The 804-nt window shown below is 66.9% G+C and carries 2 protein-coding genes; both read right to left on the bottom strand.

Features of this window, described 5'->3' with window-relative positions; genetic code table 11:
* Positions 1-333: Mom family adenine methylcarbamoylation protein (locus tag H5411_RS46590; RefSeq protein WP_220818398.1), on the bottom strand; the 333-nt coding region annotated here is incomplete at its 3' end.
* A gap of 88 nt (positions 334-421) precedes the next feature.
* Positions 422-804, bottom strand: a 383-nt coding sequence (locus H5411_RS46585; protein WP_220818397.1) for a hypothetical protein, incomplete at its 5' end; no start/stop codon positions are given.

The raw sequence follows: 804 nt of genomic DNA, 5'->3' as shown, positions 1-804 counted from the left end.
ACTGTCCAGCAGGACCAAACGGGACAGTTCAAGCGATTCCTCGTTGGGCACCAGGGTGGGGAACGGGTTGGTGAGGACCTGGTTGCTCATTGGGATGCCCAGGGCGACAACGCCCACCAATTGCGGTTCATACGCGTGCAGGTCGAACAGCCCGAAGCGGTACTTCGTGGCTGGCCAAGCGGCCGAGTAGTGATGACGCAGGCAGAACTCCTCAGCCGCCTTGCTGTCCAGTTCGGACACTTCATAGCGGTTGGGGTTGAACGCGGGTCCTGCTGCTGTGCGCCAGCGGTTGGCGCCGTTGCGCCACCGCTGGGTATAGCTGGCGGTGGACATGGTTTAGTAGTCCCTCCCTTCGAGGGGTGACAGGGGTTGCGATATCGCCCCTTTTGCTGGTGCTTGGGGTTTGCTGGGCGAGTTGCTGTCACGTCGCGGCTAGCGGTCCCGCGGACTGGTCCTGGGCCCAGGGCCCGAGCACGGCGGTCGGTGCCTGCGCGCGACGGCGGCGTTCGCGGCGCGCGGCCTGGAGAAGGTCGAGCACGCGCTGGCCTTTGACCTCTGCCTGTTCCCGCAGTGCCGCCGGGCACTGATCGGGGATCGTGACGAGCTCGGCCCGGAGGTCGACCTCGATGGTGATGCGGCGGACCAGGGCGCCCATGCCCTGCTTGCGGACGAACAGCCGCGTGCGGGCCTGCACGCGGTGATCGATCGGTGCCAGCAGGACGTACTCGTTGCGCCACGAGTAATCCGCGACGTTCGGCGAGAGCCGGACGCCCGCGGGCTGGGTCTTGCCGACCGGCACGGTCT

The sequence above is a fragment of the Amycolatopsis echigonensis genome (assembly GCF_014174495.1).
Lineage (GTDB): Bacteria > Actinomycetota > Actinomycetes > Mycobacteriales > Pseudonocardiaceae > Amycolatopsis > Amycolatopsis echigonensis.
The sequence above is the reverse complement of the archived record's forward strand: the minus strand, read 5'-3'. Positions and strand labels throughout refer to the sequence as shown.